The sequence below is a fragment of the Leptolyngbya sp. FACHB-541 genome, from assembly GCF_014695875.1.
GTDB lineage: Bacteria > Cyanobacteriota > Cyanobacteriia > Elainellales > Elainellaceae > JAAUTN01.
Genome location: NZ_JACJPC010000064.1, coordinates 1 through 15,360, shown reverse-complemented (window position 1 = coordinate 15,360; position 15,360 = coordinate 1). Strand labels below are relative to the sequence as shown.

11 protein-coding genes and 1 pseudogene are annotated in these 15,360 nt (G+C 49.0%); 10 read left to right on the top strand and 2 right to left on the bottom strand.

Translation table 11 applies throughout. From position 1 onward, the window contains the following. Nucleotides 1-325 precede the first annotated feature (325 nt). Both H6G00_RS13855 and H6G00_RS13850 read left to right on the top strand, forming a co-directional pair. Nucleotides 326-1,024 (top strand): Crp/Fnr family transcriptional regulator, encoded by a 699-nt coding sequence (locus H6G00_RS13855; RefSeq protein WP_190797185.1) that lies wholly within the window; start codon nt 326-328, stop codon nt 1,022-1,024. Further along, a complete protein-coding gene (locus tag H6G00_RS13850; protein WP_190797184.1) occupies nt 1,024-1,482 on the top strand; it encodes a hypothetical protein in 459 nt (152 codons plus the stop codon). Before H6G00_RS13855 ends, H6G00_RS13850 begins: the two co-directional genes overlap by 1 nt. On the opposite strand, the gene H6G00_RS13845 is transcribed toward H6G00_RS13850, so the two are convergent. Further along, nucleotides 1,479-4,841 carry a PAS domain-containing protein gene (locus H6G00_RS13845; RefSeq protein WP_190797183.1) on the bottom strand — a complete coding sequence of 1,121 codons (3,363 nt, stop codon included), beginning with the start codon at nt 4,839-4,841 and terminating at the stop codon, nt 1,479-1,481. The genes H6G00_RS13850 and H6G00_RS13845 overlap by 4 nt on opposite strands. 598 nt (nt 4,842-5,439) lie before the next feature. Between H6G00_RS13845 and H6G00_RS13840 the strand changes: the two genes are divergently transcribed. From H6G00_RS13840 to H6G00_RS13825, 4 genes are all read left to right on the top strand, one after another. Then, nucleotides 5,440-6,234, top strand: coding sequence for an SDR family NAD(P)-dependent oxidoreductase (locus tag H6G00_RS13840; RefSeq protein WP_190797182.1), 795 nt, complete (start codon nt 5,440-5,442; stop codon nt 6,232-6,234). A 361-nt stretch (nt 6,235-6,595) separates the two neighbouring features. Further along, nucleotides 6,596-7,561: an aldo/keto reductase gene (locus H6G00_RS13835; RefSeq protein ID WP_190797181.1), complete on the top strand. Its 966-nt coding sequence runs from the start codon at nt 6,596-6,598 to the stop codon at nt 7,559-7,561. Nucleotides 7,562-7,817: 256 nt separating this feature from the next. Beyond that, nucleotides 7,818-9,683 (top strand): ATP-binding protein, encoded by a 1,866-nt coding sequence (locus tag H6G00_RS13830; RefSeq protein WP_190797180.1) that lies wholly within the window; start codon nt 7,818-7,820, stop codon nt 9,681-9,683. Then, nucleotides 9,662-11,716 carry a tetratricopeptide repeat protein gene (locus tag H6G00_RS13825; RefSeq protein WP_190797179.1) on the top strand — a complete coding sequence of 685 codons (2,055 nt, stop codon included), beginning with the start codon at nt 9,662-9,664 and terminating at the stop codon, nt 11,714-11,716. Before H6G00_RS13830 ends, H6G00_RS13825 begins: the two co-directional genes overlap by 22 nt. Nucleotides 11,717-11,900: 184 nt before the next feature. On the opposite strand, the gene H6G00_RS13820 is transcribed toward H6G00_RS13825, so the two are convergent. Then, nucleotides 11,901-12,383: a hypothetical protein gene (locus H6G00_RS13820; RefSeq protein ID WP_190797178.1), complete on the bottom strand. Its 483-nt coding sequence runs from the start codon at nt 12,381-12,383 to the stop codon at nt 11,901-11,903. A gap of 675 nt (nt 12,384-13,058) precedes the next feature. On the opposite strand from H6G00_RS13820, the gene H6G00_RS34700 reads away from it, so the two are divergent. The 4 genes and pseudogenes from H6G00_RS34700 to H6G00_RS13805 form a co-directional block, all read left to right on the top strand. Further along, nucleotides 13,059-13,235, top strand: coding sequence for a hypothetical protein (locus tag H6G00_RS34700; RefSeq protein ID WP_199318476.1), 177 nt, complete (start codon nt 13,059-13,061; stop codon nt 13,233-13,235). Nucleotides 13,236-13,250: 15 nt separating this feature from the next. After that, nucleotides 13,251-13,463 carry a nuclear transport factor 2 family protein gene (locus H6G00_RS36640; RefSeq protein ID WP_347278181.1) on the top strand — a complete coding sequence of 71 codons (213 nt, stop codon included), beginning with the start codon at nt 13,251-13,253 and terminating at the stop codon, nt 13,461-13,463. A 317-nt stretch (nt 13,464-13,780) separates the two neighbouring features. Beyond that, complete coding sequence (locus tag H6G00_RS13810) at nt 13,781-14,272, top strand: SRPBCC family protein (RefSeq protein ID WP_190797177.1); 492 nt, start codon at nt 13,781-13,783, stop codon at nt 14,270-14,272. A 279-nt stretch (nt 14,273-14,551) separates the two neighbouring features. Then, a pseudogene (locus H6G00_RS13805) lies at nt 14,552-15,247 on the top strand (alpha-amylase family glycosyl hydrolase); the annotation flags it as partial. Nucleotides 15,248-15,360: the final 113 nt, after the last annotated feature.

The following is a 15,360-nucleotide window of genomic DNA, read 5'->3' as shown; positions in this document are numbered from 1 at the left end:
TTTTGGGCAAAGCAAGCAGGAAATGAGCCAGGAAACCCATGTGCTGAGAAGCGCGATCGCATTCATGCACCTGAGGCTGGGTTTTGCAGACACTTATCCAAACTGCTAGACGTTGGTAGGTTGATTGCAACAATAGCCTGTATCACTAAACACACCCCTAAATACAACCCTTGCCTGTTGTATCGAGTCTCTCTAACCAACCAAAATTATCAGAGGACAGGTTTTACTGTTGAGCCTTGGATCTTATCCAGAATCTGGGCTGTTAGACCTGCCCACACCAAGATGCGCTTTATGAAAAGCCTCTTCGTAATCCTTTGAGGTTATTATGACCGCTAAAAATCAAATATTGGCTGCTCTCTCTGCGGATGTGCGCGATCGCCTTGCGCCTCATCTCGATCGTGTCAGCTTAAAGCAGGGTACGCTCGTCCAGTCCTCTAGTGAGCCAATATCCTCCCTTTATTTCCCGATCAACTGCCTCTTCTCTATCACAATCACGATGCAAAATGGTGCAACAGCAGAAGTGGGGATGGCTGGTAGTCGAGATGTGTTGGGTGTTAACGCTTTTATGGGTAAAAAGGAAAGTACCCAAACAGAATATACCGTCCAACTTTCAGGTGATGCGATGAAAATTGGTGCTCAAGCTCTGCGGCAGGAGTTTGACCGTAACGGTGAGCTACACGATTTACTGTTGCGCTATACCCAAGCATTTCTGGCACAGGTTTCTCAAACGGCGGCCTGCAACTCTCTGCACACGCTAGAACAACGCCTACCGCGCTGGCTGCTTGAAACGCAGGAGCGAATTCACTCCGACCATCTACCTCTAACACAAGAGTTTATGGCTACGATGCTGGGTGTGCGACGGGCAGGTGTGACGCAGGTGGCGCAAAAGCTTCAGGAGCGGAAACTGATTCAATATCGTCGAGGAAATGTCCAGATTCTCAACCAGGCTGGGCTAGAAGCCTCTGCTTGTGAGTGTTTCAGACTGGTTAAGGCTGAATACGATCGCTTGCTAGGACAGCAATAATGAAGCGATTCATCCCGTCTTTCTCGCGTCATATTGTTTCATTGGCAACCAAAGAGATGAACCAGCTACTCACACTATCCCCTCGCATTTTTGTCCTTGACTCAGACGACGATGCCCGACCGCTCTTAAAGCATAACCTCCAAACCTGGGGCTATCTGGTGACGCTAGCGCTTGATGAAGTGGATGCCCTTGAGCGAACTCAGGGAAAAGGCGATCGCTTTAATCTGATTTTGATCAGCCAGGTCGGGAAAACGATTGATCAGTGGATGGCGATCGGACAAAAGATTCGTCAAAACACAGTCCTTGACAGTCGCACGCCAATTATCGTCATGGCAGAGCGGTACGGGGCAGACCTCGAAGGGCAAAACATTCAGATGGGCGACAATGAGTATGTGACCTATCTAGAAGACGGGCAACAGTTAAAGCGCATCCTCCAGCAGCTATGTCCGGTCTATTAATGCTGTCCATTCTGTTGCTGCTGTTGCTGTACCAAAGTCGCAACGGTTCTAATTAATGCCTCCGGCTCAACGGGCTTGACAACATGCCGCTGAAAGCCCGCTTTGATGGCTTGCTGATGGTCGATTTCTGCGGCGTATGCGGTTAGGGCGATCGCCGGAACCTGACCGCCTCGATCGGGCGGAAGCGACCTGACTAGCCGCATTAGGGTATAGCCATCCGTATCCGGCATTCCAATATCGCTGAGCAACACATCTGGTGTCGATTGAGATAACAGAGCTAGCGCTTCGTTTGCGGAGGTCGCCGATAAGACTTCAGCACCCGCTTGCTCCAGCACAAAAGCAGCAAACTCCAAAGCATCTGGCTCATTATCAACCACTAAAATTTGGGTGCCTTGCAAATCAAAAGAATCCTCTAAAGGCTGCCGGTCTAGCTCCGCTGTGGGCTGAGCAGACGTAAGCGGCAGTCTCACGGTAAAGGTTGCACCCTGTCCTTCTCCAGGGCTGTCTGCCAACACCGTTCCCCCATGTGCCTCGACAATCTGACGCACGATCGCCAGTCCTAACCCCAGTCCCCCAAATCGGCGAGTCGTTGCGCTGTCAGCCTGCTGGAAACAGTCAAACACGCACGGCAAAAAGCTTGGGTGAATGCCAACGCCTGTATCGCTCACCTTGATCTGAGCATGGTGATCCAACTGTTCTAACCGCACGGTGACCCGACCCGCTTCCGGTGTAAACTTAACTGCGTTCGAGAGCAGATTCCAAACCACTTGTTGCAAACGGGTTGAGTCTCCTAAAACCGATGGAATTTCAGCATCTAGCGTTGCTTCTATCTCGATTGACTTAGCCTGGGCTGCTAATTGCACCGTTTCAATAGCGGCTCGAACAGTCGCCGCTAAACTGACTTGGCCCACATTCAAACTGAGCTTGCCTTGCAAAATTCGAGAGACATCCAGCAGATCATCAACCAACTGGGCTTGTAGTCTGGCGTTACGTTCGATCGTCTTCCAGGCTTTTTCAGTTTTGGCTGTGTCAAGATTGCCTCTGCGAATCATCTGAATCCATCCCAGAATTGGGTTAAGCGGCGATCGCAACTCATGCGATAGGACGGCCAAAAACTCGTCTTTAATCCGGTTGACCCGTTCAGCCGCTTCTCGTGCGGCTTGTTCTCGCTGTAAGATTTGCTCTCGCTCAATCTCAATTTGCTTGCGATCGGTAATGTCACGAGTTGTTCCCGCTACCGCTTGCACAGTGCCATCTGGGTTGAAGATCGGCACAAAGATATCTTCGTAAGCTCTGGTGCCAAACGCGGTTGTGTAAGATGACTCGTCTTTGAGCGGCTGACGCGTAGCGATCACGTCCTGAATTTTCTTTTGCAGACGTGCGGCTAGCTCGGTTGGATAATCGAGTTCAAAGAAGTTTTTGCCCACCGCTTGGTACAGCGTTTTTTGCCAAAGGTCAAGCAAGGGCTGATTGGCGTAGGTGAACCGTCCTGACAAGTCAAAGGTGTAGATAAAATCTGGCACGGAAGACGCAACGGCATCAAACTTCTGGAGCTGTTGCTCCAGCTCGGTGGAAAGCTGCTTCAGGGATTCTTCTGCCTGTTTGCGATCGGTAATATCAATCAAGGCACCCGGAAAGGAAATGGGTTTGCCTGTTGCATCATATTCAACTCGTCCCCGTGCCCTGAGCCAACGCTCTTCTCCACAAGTCGTTTGAATGCGGTACTCAGCCGCATATTCCCTGCCTGTTTCGATCGCCTGCTGAATCGCAGCAGAAACGCGAGGGCGGTCTTCTTCATGGATGGACTGGACAAAGAACTCAAGCGGCAATCCCTCAGTTGTCGCAATGTCTGGGTCAACCCCAAACAAATAAGCAAACGCTCCGTTTACCACAACACGATCGACAGGGATATTCCAACGCCAGATGTAAATCGCTCCTGCTGCCAGCGCAGACTCTAACTGCACGTGCGCTTCTCGCAGCGCCATTTCTGCATGCTGACGTTCGGCTTCAGCACGCTTTGCTTCGGTAATATCCCGTGAGATTGCTACCAGTTGCACAACCTGACCAGCGGCATCACGCACGGGGGTAACAATGCTATCCCAGCATTTGGGTGTGCCCTTAGCCGTAGGGAGATAGCCTTGAAATTGACCTGTGTTTCCCATTTTGGCAGCGGCGATCGCAGCTTTTGCTTTTTCATGGTCTTCACCCTGCCAACGGTCAGTCCAAATGGTATTGAGGATGGAGGACGGATCATCAATTTCTAAAAGGCATAGCCCACCTTTACTGATATAGAGAATTTCACTAGTCAACGCTAAAACCTTGATGCAGTCTTTGCTGCTCTCCAAGATGCTTTGCTTTAACTCTTCACTCTCTCGCAATGCCTCTTCCGCTTGCCTGCGACCCCGCAAGGCGTTTTGTTGTTCGCTAATATCGCTAATCAACGCCACAAAACCCTCAACGCTGCCTGACGCTGCAAACTGAGGCACGTAGGTTGCCTCTACATGACGGATTCTGCCATCTTGAAGCAAAACCTCACGCTCGAATGTGACTTGCTCTCCTGTCAGGACTTGCTCTACATAAGGGCGAAGGGTGGCATACACCGTTTCACCTAACACTTCCTGGATTGCCTTGCCACAAAGGTTGGTTACAAAACCCCCAAACCATTCTTCGTACCTCTGGGTGGTAAAGCGATATCTCTGCTCAGAATCAACAAAGGCAATAGAAGCGGGGATAACATTCGTGATCGATCTCAGTTCCGTTTCTCGTGGCAGCAAACTTGCTTCAGCCTTCTGATACAGGCTTAGACTCTGCAAAGCTGCTGCTGCAAAGCCCGCAAGGCTAGTCATTAAGCGCTGATCGCCCCAGTCAAACCGTTGCTGCTCAGCATGAGACAAAACCCAGAGAGTACCGAGCGGCTGATCGTTTACCCGGAGCGGCAAGACGAGTTCTTCAACAAAAGGATGTTGAAAAGAATGCAGGTGGGTGAAGTAACGTTCAGGATAGGTATAGAGTTGAGGGGCTTTGTGGTCTAGACAGACACCGCAAGGACAAAGGCTTTTCGGCAGTATTTCTCCCTCATGGTCAGCTAAAGCTCCAGTAACCGCAATCCAACGAAAGACTTCCTCCCCCTCAGCAGTGACCTCTAGTAAGCTCACCCCGGCGGTTCCTGCCTGGCACAAATCTCTCGCCACAGTCACCAGCGTTCTTAACATGGTTTGTGACTGTGCTGCTAGCTGCTGCGCCAGCGTGTGAAGGGCTTGAGTCTCAGCCTCCAGGTTTGCGGCTCGAAGCGATCTCTGAGCTAACGCCTCCGTAATTAGAATGTCCTCCAAACTCACAGAGGACGATGTTTTAGACATCCCTTTCTCCTTTTGAAGAAGACTGCCTTGACAGGTTCTTCCTGGGTTCGCCGATCGATTTCAAGTTCGATTTCATAATCTGACCAGCGTTAGTGCCATCGGTAAAGACATACAGTGCCTTTGCTCCCAGCAATTCACAGCCTTAGGGGAAATGTCTAGTTCTGCAGCAGATTTCTCCTGGGAGTTGAGATGCTGTTGGAGGTGACAAACCAAGTCTGGAATGGGCAGGAGTGTTGTGAGGGACATTGGCTTGCATCATAGGGCAGAGGGTGTAACTTTACCTACATTCCTAGGGCAGAGGTTGCATGACAGCTAAGGGCGGCTTTCGAGAAAGACACAATTGATACGGATACGTCGTTGGAAAGACGCAGCAACCCAACTGCCTCTTTAGGATCGACAAAAGGCTAAAGGCACATACTGCTGCCTATGTCTCTGGCTCAGATCTTGCTCAGAGCAAAACAGCTTTAAGCAATTTATTGCACTGCGATTTATTACACGGCCATGGCTTGCGGTTGTGGAGCAGGTTTCGCTATCCCTCACAACTGGCAACCCTTTAAAGATCGAATTCCCGCAGAGAATTTAGACGAGGATTTAGACCATGACGAATAGTTCACTAACTCGCCCCCTGGCTGTTGTGACGGGTGCCTCTAATGGCATCGGTTATGAACTCGCTAAGCAGTTTGCTCAAAAAGGCTTTGACTTGCTGGTGACCGCAACTGGAGCCAGTATCAATGAAGCGGCTCAAGCATTCAAGCAATTTGGTGCAAACGTTGAAACAGTCCAGGCCGATCTGGCTACCTATGAGGGGGTTGAGACGCTTTACAGCAAAGTCCGAGCGATGGGGCGACCTGTGGAGGCGATCGCCATCAATGCAGGAGTTGGGGTCGGGGGTGAGTTTTCTCATGAAACAGAGTTGAATGACGAACTCAACCTGATCAACCTAAACGTCGTGTCGTCAGTTCACCTAGCTAAGCGAGTAGTGAAAGATATGGTCGATCGCGGCAAAGGACGGGTTTTGTTTACCTCCTCGATCGCTGCCCTCATGCCTGGCCCCTTTGAAGCAGTCTACGCTGCATCCAAAGCGTTTATTCACTCCTTTGCCGAGGGACTTCGCAACGAGTTGAAGCACACAGGGGTCACGGTTACTTCGCTGATGCCAGGTCCGACAGACACCAACTTCTTTCACCGGGCTGGAATGGATGATACCAGGGTAGGTGCCAACAAAAAAGATGATCCGGCTGAGGTTGCCAAGCAAGGGTTTGAGGCATTGATGACCGGCAAAGATTCGATTGTCGCAGGGTCGACCATGACCAAGCTTCAGGGCAACGTGAGTAAGGTTTTGCCAGATACGCTCAACGCTGAACTGCATCGTCAACTGACAGAACCCAGCTAAGCCAACAAGTAACCGCATTGCTTCACCTTTCAAAGGGCATGAACTCAAAAGCCATGAACTGAGAAACATGAATAGTGGTTAGCCCTGGTTGATTGACAAAACTCCTAAAACTACTGATGTACCGTAGGTTGGGTGAAGCGGCGCGGAACCCAACAGAATTGAGGCAGGAGTTGGATTACGCTTTGCTCCACCCAACCTACATCAGAAGATTTGTCAGTCAATCAGGTAATTAGCCCATTGCGGAAGCAAATGATCGGTAAAGTGAGCGATTAACTCTAGTGTGTCGCTCACTTTGCCCTAAGTAATTGAAGCATTCAATTACTTACTGTTGGCAGCGATCAGCAAACTTTTGGGTAAAAAAATGATAGAAAGATCAAATTCAGAGATGTTATATCGAGAACTTGGCAGTACGGGAGAGCAGGTTTCTGCGATCGGGCTGGGGGGATGGCATCTCAGCTTGAAGCATGTAGATGAAGACTTGGCAACCCGAATTGTTCGCACGGCGATCGATCGCGGTATCACCTTCATGGATAACTGTTGGGATTACAACGATGGAGCCAGTGAAGTTCGCATGGGGAAAGCGCTTCGGGATGGCTATCGCGACAAAGCGTTCCTAATGACAAAGATTGACGGCCGCTCTAAAGCAGAAGCTGCCAAACAGATTGATGAATCCCTCAAGCGATTACAAGTTGATCACGTTGATCTATTGCAGTATCACGAAGTTTTGCGATTTGAAGATCCTCATCGCATTTTTGATGAGGAAGGTGCTCATGCCGCTGTCTTGGAAGCTCAGAAAGCAGGAAAACTCCGTTATATCGGCTTCACTGGACACAAAGACCCTTACATTCATCTGCACATGTTGGAAGTGGCAAACCAGCAGGGTTTCAAGTTTGATACAGTTCAAATGCCACTGAATGTGATGGATGCCCATTACCGCAGTTTTGCCAAGCTCGTCGTGCCAGAACTGGTTAAACAAAACATTGGCATCCTGGGCATGAAGAGTATGGCAAATGGAATTTTGCTGCGATCGAATACAGTAACGCCGATCGAATGTCTTCACTATGCGCTAAATCTACCCACCTCCGTTGTAATCACGGGCATGGATAGTATGGAGTATCTTGAGCAAGCCTTTGAAGCGGTGCGAACCTTTCAGCCTATGACAGACGATCAGGTACAAGCGTTACTCACCAAAACAACCGAAGCCGGAGCAAGAGGCGAGTTTGAGCCATTCAAAACCTCATCTATTTTTGACGGCACTGCCCAGCATCCAGCGTGGCTGGGAGAAGAACCTCAGCGCCTTCAACAACTGATGTCAGCAGCAGGATAGGGTTAACAGAATGAACATTACTTAAATCCAGCTTCCCCCAGAGTAAACACCAGGGACAGAAACGCTGATCCAGAAGCACTCGACCAAGGATGATGGCGTGATTGCTACTGAATTACGCAGTAAATAACACTTCAACCCCTCTTTCCTGTTTTGCAGGGGTTCCTAAGCTAAAATTCTCTCAGTTTCCTTAAAAATTTCAGAATTGCTGAAGGAAACAGTCTGGGTGATTTTCTAGCCTTATAGCCCCCTGTCTACAATGAGTCCTGAGCTGCCCCCTTCCGGTGATTTGATTAAGCAATTGACCGAGGCTGTGTCTACATTTGTGAGGTGGGTGGCGGAGCTAATCGTAGCGAAAAACTGGTTTACGCTGCTGATTTTGATTGCGATCGCCAATCTCTTCCTGTTCAAACCAGGGGGAGGAATTGCCCTCGAGGGGATAAAAAATGTTTTTAAGATAAGCGATTTGCCAGCAGAATATGACGCTTTATTTTGGGCAGTGGAAGCGGGGTTATTGGTAGGAGCGTTGGCGATCGCCATTCGTACGATGCCCAGAGCATCTCAAAATACGCCCGTTAATGTTCCAGACTATAAGGCAATCAAGGGGTTACGTCCCTTTACGCAGGATGACGCAGAGGTGTTTGCCCAGTTGCAGCGACAGAGCAATCTGCGGGAGTGTTTGAACTCGGTCACGAGTCCCGGCTTTCGGTTTGGTATCTTGCATGGAGTGTCGGGTTGTGGCAAGACCTCCTTTTTGCAGGCTGGAATTTTGCCTCGGCTCTCTAAGGCAGATGCGACTCATCGAGGTATCTATGTCCGGTTAGGGGGACAAGACCCGGTTCGGGCGATCGCCAGTGCTTTGTCTATGACGTTGGAAATTCTGCTGGAGTGGTTGCAGACTGAGCCAGACTCGGCAGGCTTTCACAAATTGCTGGATACAGCTTTTAAGGCGGCAGAGAAGCCCCTGATTTTATTTCTTGATCAGTTTGAGCAGTTCTTTGTCTACTATCCACGAGAGGAACAACGCCGCCCCTTTGTACGAGCGTTAAAAGCCTGGTATGCCAATCCACAGTCGTTACCCGTTAATTTAGTTGTCGCGGTTCGGTCAGATTTGCTGTATCAACTGGACGAATTGCACAAAGCGTTGGGCTATGCCCTGGGACCACAGGAGGTATTTCGGCTAGAGAAGTTTACGCCGACGGAAACGGTGAGTGTGTTGAGGGCGATCGCCCATTTAGAACATCTCAACTTTGATGCTCGCTTTGTTACTGAACTGGCGGAGGCAGAACTGGCAGATCGGGATGATGGGCGGATCTCTCCAGTCGATGTGCAAATTCTCGCCTGGATGATTGAGCAGCAGCCCCAGGGAGAACTGCGTGCCTTTGACCGCAATGCGTTTCAGAAGTTTGGCGGGGTGGAAGGGCTATTGCAGCGATTTTTGGAGCGAACGCTGGATGCTCGAATGCTGCCCAACCAGCGGCAGTCTGCCCTCAAGGTGTTGTTGGCACTGACCGATCTCGATCGGCAGGTGCGGGCAGGAGTGCTAGCCGTGAATGAACTCGTCACCAAACTGAAAGACACCGTTTCGGCAGATGAGGTGGCTGAGGCGGTGAGGTGGCTGGCACGGGGAGATGTGCGGCTAATTACACCCCAGGAGCGGGAAGGGGTGGTTGGCTATGAGCTTGCCCATGAGCGCTTAATTCCGGCTTTGCTGCGGCAAACTCAGAAGGAAATGACCGATGTTGAACGGGCTAAACAACTGCTCGATCGCCGGGTGAATGAATGGTTAGGCAATCAGCGCGATAGTCGTTATTTCTTTAACTTTCAAGAACTCTGGCTAATTCGGAAACAGCGCCCCTACATAGACTGGAGCGCAAAGCGAGAGCAAAAAGAAACGCTGATTCGCCGCAGTCAGCGGCGTGTGTATGGAACGCTGGCGGTCGTGCTGCTGCTAATCAGTCTTGCTGCCGGGTTTGGGGGTTGGTTACGGTTTACCCCCAGTGGTCAACTTCAAGGAATGCGCTGGGAACTCGACCGCCAACTGGCTAATGAGAGAGATAACCAGGTTGCTGAGGTTGCTGTAGCGTTTACTAAAAATGACCAATGTCAAAAGCCTTTGACCTAACTCGTACTCGCCTTCAACCTGAAAAGCCCTCCACTTCTCAAGATGCAGCAATGGCTCAGTTTGTCAGGGAAGCAGGCGATACATTAACCAAAAGTGAACTCTCACAGGAACCGCAACGGCAATGGCTCCAGCAGCTCACTAAAGCTGCCGAGGCGATTCAGGACGACCGGTCTAAATCCGATGCGTTGCGTGAGATTGCTACAGTCTATGCCGAGTTGAAGAATGATACCCAGGCAGCCACACTGCTCAACAGGGCAATCGACAGTGCCGAGGCGATTCAGGACGACGAGTCTAAATCCAATGCGTTGCGTGAGATTGCTACAGTCTCTGCCGAGTTGAAGGATGACACCCAGGCTGCAGAACTGCTCAACAGGGCAATCGACAGTGCCGAGGCGATTCAGGACGACGGGTCTAAATCCGATGCGTTGCGTGCGATTGCTACAGTCTCTGCCGAGTTGAAGGATGGCACCCAAGCTGCAGAACTGCTCAACAGGGCAATCGACAGTGCCGAGGCGATTCAGGACGACCGGTCTAAATCCGATGCGTTGCTTGACATTGCTACAGTCTATGCCGAGTTGAAGGATGACACCCAGGCTGCAGAACTGCTTAACAGGGCAATCGACAGCGCCGAGGCGATTCAGGACGACGGGTCTAAATTCAATGCGTTGCTTGACATTGCTACAGCCTCTGCCGAGTTGGAGGATGACACCCAGGCAGCCACACTGCTCAACAGGGCAATCGACAGTGCCGAGGCGATTCAGGACGACCGGTTTAAATCCAGTGCGTTGAGTAACATTGCCACAACCTCTGCCGAGTTGGAGGATGGCACCCAGGCTGCAGAACTGCTCAACAGGGCAATCGACAGTGCCGAGGCGATTCAGGACGACGGGTCTAAATCCTATGCGTTGCTTGACATTGCTACAGTCTATGCCGAGTTGAAGGATGACACCCAGGCTGCAGAACTGCTCAACAGGGCAATCAACAGTGCCGAGGCGATTCAGGACGACGGGTCTAAATCCTATGCGTTGCGTGAGATTGCCACAGTCTATGCCGAGTTGGAGGATGACACCCAGGCAGCCACACTGCTCAACAGGGCAATCGACAGTGCCGAGGCGATTCAGGACGACGGGTCTAAATCCGATGCGTTGCGTGAGATTGCCACAGTCTATGCCGAGTTGGAAGATGACACCCAAGCTGCAGCACTGCTCAACAGGGCAATCGACAGTGCCGAGGCGATTCAGGACGACGGGTCTAAATCCTATGCGTTGCTTGACATTGCTACAGTCTATGCCAAGTTGGAGGATGGCACCCAAGCTGCAGCACTGCTCAACAGGGCAATCGACAGTGCCGAGGCGATTCAGGACGACGAGTCTAAATCCAATGCGTTGCGTGATACTGCAGCAACATCGTGGGCGTTAGAAGACCAACAAAACCAGCAATCATTATTCCATGCAGTGCAGGAGGTGGCGCAGAGGGGGAGGCACAGGGACATAATTCTGGAGATGGTGTCTATATATGCTAAACAGGGGCAGTGGAATCGCGCCCTATCGCTGCTGCGGGGCCATGGCGATGCCAGTACGTTTGCCAATCTATTGACGATTAAAGCTGAGTCTCGTAATCCAAAATTGATTGATGGGGCAGTGGTGCTCGAAGTTATGGAAAGTGGCGATCCTGGTAGCTACACTCTAGAGGCAACAATTCAAAGCCCTGACGAAAGCTGCAAACAACGTGCCAGTTGGTGGGAGGTAATTACCCCAGATGGGGAGTTGAAAGCCCGTCAGGTGTTGGATACAGTGCATCGAGAACAACCGTTTACCAGTCGGCTGACCTCTGTTGATATTGCTGCGGATCAAGAAATTCTAATCCGCGCCTACTTTCAGGGAACTTTTGACCAATATTCTGGACTCTCCGGCTACACAGATCAGGCATTGCAGGGCAGTGTTGAACAGGGTTTCAAATCAGTACGACTTTCACCCCGTTTTGCCGCATGGTTGGAGAGTGAAGGAGATCAGCCTGGGGAATGTGTGGAGTAAAAGAGTGAAGGCTGGATTTAACAGATAAAACCTTGACAGAGCTGATGTTTGATAACGAAACCCGCCTCACAGAGATATCTAATTCCCCATAATCATTCTCATAATTAGTGAAGGGGATATGCTGTGCGATCGCCCCATCCCCTTCATCTCATTTGTAAACAACCAGCACTCACAGTCCATTCATTCAGGGTCTTAAATTGCCACCGTTTTCTCCTTCCGACTGCACTTTACGAGATTTGCGAAACCGTCGTCCCATTTCATTCAGAGAACTGTCGATTTCACCTTTGCCAGTTGCTTTTGCAGAGCTATAAACCTCTCGTGCAGCGGCGTATGCTTCACTACCCGCCAGCATGTAGGTGTTGTGTACCAGTTCTTGCAGGTCATTGAGCGCTACCCAGATGGGGTAAAGCGCCATGAACAGATCCACATCCTCCTGCATTGCATCAAAGTCAAATCGGCGAGGCAGGTAGTCTGGATGACGAGCCGCAAACTCGACAGACTTTTGCACAAAAGCACGGGTTTTGTCGCCTAACTTTGCCATCTTTCGCCGCTCCTCGGTCGTCATAGTGACTAAAAAGGGAAGCTTTTCACGGATAGTCTCCAAAGCTGCTTCAATCGCAGCTTGATCGGCAGTAGAAAGGTTAGCACTTAGGGGTTGAGATGGCATGTTAATTGCTCCTAAAATTAAGTAGATGAGCACCGATGGCGATCGCTCTGTCTTATTAGGAGTACCCCAAATTGAAATGCCGCTAACCAAGCAAAGGTCGTGTGAAATACGGAAATTTCAGTTAAGCTGTCTTGGAGATTCAGTAGATTTAACAGTGTTACTGCCCCATATCTGATATTTGATTGTCCAAGATACAAGTTTGAATAGCTGGCATACAAATTTGTGTGTTCAGGATACAAGTTTGAATAGCTAGCATGTAAGTTTGAATAGCTGGCATACAAATTTGTATGGTTGGTATATAAATTTGAATAGCTGGCATATAAGTTTGATTATTTGAGAGACAAACTTGAATGGCTAAGAGACAAACTTGAATACCTGAGATGAAAGTGAGTAGAGGGTCAGGCTTTATACGAATAGCTGTGGTGGCTAACTGCTTTTGAGTTCTACACAATCTTCACCTATAGGCTTAGACACCAGGTTATTAAATATGCCTCACGGGTCGGAGGAGAAGATTGGTTTAGGTCTTTAAGCTAGTTGAGTAGGTTATTCAAGGACTGACAGAGCGATCGCTGCAACTCCCATTAGTTAGCGCTGAGCCACAAAGTTGGTGAGTCCTTCGTTACAGCATTTATCCGTTTGACGGCCAACAAACTTGTAGAACTTAGAAAGTGAGATATGACCTATACAACGACAATCGGCGAAGCAACTTCATACTTTATGCAGACGCTCCAGCAAATTGAGAAAACAGGTGAGGTTGAACAACTCGTCGAACTATTCTCAAATGATGCAGAGCTAACGAATCTTGCAATGTTAGAACCCCTTAAAGGGAAAGAGGGCGCTCGTCAATTTTGACAAAAGTACCTTTCGGTGTTTGACCGTATCCATTCTGAATTCACTCATGTTGTTGAAGGTAATGATTCTTCTGTCTTGGAGTGGGTTTCAAGGGGAGCACTATCAACCTCTGAGGAGATTACCTACCGGGGTGTCAGCATATTAGAATTCAATCACGGAAAGGTGCAGCGCTTTCGCACCTACTATGATTCAGCTGCCTTTTTACCACAAGGCGCAAAGCACGGATAGAAACAGTTTTTTTAAGTCGTTTTTTAATAGGAGATAATGATGCAACTGAATCAAACTTTGTTGTGGGTTACTTTATCATTTGTGGTAGTAGGAGCGATCGCACTATTACTTCAACCCGTGATCGATTTCCATTAATCACTTCAAATTGACACTAACTCTCTTTAAGGCTGCACATATGAAGTCATTATGAAGCTGTGATGTGTTGCCTACTAGCATTTGTGTAAGTTCTAACACATTTGGTTTTCAGCCTTTCGACAGAGCAGTGCCAAGTTAAGGTTCGTTACCTTGACCGTGTACGCTGCTCTTGGACATAAGTAATGACTTCAGCTAAAGAATCGGTTCAAACCACTGAGTTTGAACAATCAATAACTGTTGCTGCACCCGCCGATCACATCTTTGATTTCCTCTCAGATGTGGGAAACGTGCCACAGTATTTGCCAACGGTGAAAAACGCTCAACCCCAACAGGGCGATCGCATTCGCACTCAAGGGCAATCAGGAGACCATTCCTATGACTCTGATGGTCACTTCCGGGTAAACCAGGCAGAACACCATCTCGAATGGGGTTCTGATGGTGAAAATGACAATGGTGGATGGATGAAAGTGCAAAGCAATGGAGATTCGCAGTCTCAAGTGACGGTGCACATTCACTTTTCGCCTAGACCCGAAATGGCCCAGAAGATGGCAGAGCGATCGCCAGGTCACAGTTTTGAGTCTGCCATGAATGAAGGAATTAATAAAACCCTGGAATCTATCAAACGGATTTGCGAAGGTCAAGGTGGTAAAGAGGAAATCGAAGCTAACAAGTAGTATGTTCAGAATAAGTCTTGTTAGTGGTTGGCTCTACCTATTGACTGAAGCCCTTCGTGCTGTAGCAATCGCTCTCTTACACTTTTTCAAGAGGTGGAATAACTATTTAGCTGGTATCCAAAAAACGAGATAACACAGTTAGGCGGTTGTTTCACCTCTTGCAGGACTATATCTAAATATACGTTTATCAAGTGCAAAATTATTCTCAATGTAGAGACAATGGTGTTGTTTGCGTTGCTACAAAAGTAAGCATGTGCCTCCGTTGCTTATAAATAGAACATGCCAACCTCAATTGAATTCAAACTATTAGCGCCTCATAACAAAGCTGCTGTACTAATGGGTTCATTTTCTGACTGGAATGAGATCCCGCTGCGAAAGGATGATAAAGGCTATTTTCGTACATCTGTTGAGCTAGATGATGGCGCTTATCAATACAAGTTCCGAGTACAGTCCAAAAGTTGGTCTCATGAACCGGACGAGTGGGTAGAGATCAACGACCCCTATATGACAGAAATTGATTCATCCACTGGCAATGGAGTAGTGCGAATTAAAGATGGAGAACGCATTGTTGACGACTATGTATGGTACCACGATGACAAACCATTGCCTGAGAATCACGAATTAGTTATTTATGAGTTACTCGTTTCTGACTTCTTTCGCGGTAGTCAGGATGACCACCAAGGTCACTATCAAGGTCGCTATATAAATGTGATTGAGAAGTTAGACTACTTGTGTGAGCTGGGCGTCAATGCGATCGAACTCATGCCCGTTAACGAAACTCCTGGTGACTATAACTGGGGCTATATCCCCAGCTATTTCTTTGCACCAAAACCAGAGTACGGATCAACTCAAGAATTGAAGCACTTGATCGATGAGTGTCATGCCAGGGGTATCCGCGTCATTTTAGACCAGCTCTATAATCATTCTTCAGAAGAAAGTCCACTGTTACACATCGATCGCGATTACTGGTATTATCCCTCTTTCATCACTCTAGGCGGAGGAAAATCGATGAGGCACAGGATGAGGAAGCCATCCTGAGAACTGGTTAATGCACTGGATTAATCTCACAAAGCCAGAGTGTAAACCAG

What these genes read in the sequence shown, in the direction of transcription:
- H6G00_RS13855 (WP_190797185.1), top strand. Translation starts at nt 326, where the DNA reads ATGACCGCTAAAAATCAAATATTGGCTGCTCTCTCTGCGGATGTGCGC.
- H6G00_RS13850 (WP_190797184.1), top strand. Translation starts at nt 1,024, where the DNA reads ATGAAGCGATTCATCCCGTCTTTCTCGCGTCATATTGTTTCATTGGCA.
- H6G00_RS13845 (WP_190797183.1), bottom strand. Translation starts at nt 4,841, where the DNA reads ATGTCTAAAACATCGTCCTCTGTGAGTTTGGAGGACATTCTAATTACG.
- H6G00_RS13840 (WP_190797182.1), top strand. Translation starts at nt 5,440, where the DNA reads ATGACGAATAGTTCACTAACTCGCCCCCTGGCTGTTGTGACGGGTGCC.
- H6G00_RS13835 (WP_190797181.1), top strand. Translation starts at nt 6,596, where the DNA reads ATGATAGAAAGATCAAATTCAGAGATGTTATATCGAGAACTTGGCAGT.
- H6G00_RS13830 (WP_190797180.1), top strand. Translation starts at nt 7,818, where the DNA reads ATGAGTCCTGAGCTGCCCCCTTCCGGTGATTTGATTAAGCAATTGACC.
- H6G00_RS13825 (WP_190797179.1), top strand. Translation starts at nt 9,662, where the DNA reads ATGTCAAAAGCCTTTGACCTAACTCGTACTCGCCTTCAACCTGAAAAG.
- H6G00_RS13820 (WP_190797178.1), bottom strand. Translation starts at nt 12,383, where the DNA reads ATGCCATCTCAACCCCTAAGTGCTAACCTTTCTACTGCCGATCAAGCT.
- H6G00_RS34700 (WP_199318476.1), top strand. Translation starts at nt 13,059, where the DNA reads ATGACCTATACAACGACAATCGGCGAAGCAACTTCATACTTTATGCAG.
- H6G00_RS13810 (WP_190797177.1), top strand. Translation starts at nt 13,781, where the DNA reads ATGACTTCAGCTAAAGAATCGGTTCAAACCACTGAGTTTGAACAATCA.